Origin of the sequence: Pseudomonas sp. HY7a-MNA-CIBAN-0227, assembly GCF_040310325.1 — a bacterium.
Classification (GTDB): Bacteria; Pseudomonadota; Gammaproteobacteria; order Pseudomonadales; family Pseudomonadaceae; genus Aquipseudomonas.
The window spans coordinates 1-248 of sequence record NZ_JBEOPT010000291.1 but is presented as its reverse complement, the minus strand read 5'-3'; the positions used below and the strand labels follow the sequence as shown (position 1 = coordinate 248).

1 protein-coding gene is annotated in these 248 nt (G+C 38.3%); it reads right to left on the bottom strand.

The window, feature by feature from the left end:
- Positions 1 to 248, bottom strand: a 248-nt coding sequence (locus AAEZ06_RS27970) for a hypothetical protein (RefSeq protein ID WP_350617429.1), incomplete at both ends; no start/stop codon positions are given.

Here is a 248-nt window from a genome sequence, read left to right as displayed (position 1 = left end):
GGGTCATTTGCAATTGTTTTAACCAACGACAGTTTTCACATTGACACTTTCGGCGCGACATATGATTTGGACTTAAATTAGAGTCAATATAATCAACCTCTATTAATAATTGCTGCGTTAATTGCTCAATCGACTTCAACTCAAGTGCGACCATTTCATCATTATGATTAATCCACAAACACTCTTCACCCTGATGACAGGTAATGCATTGCTCATCACTATCATTAAAAAACACCGCATGGGGGCAG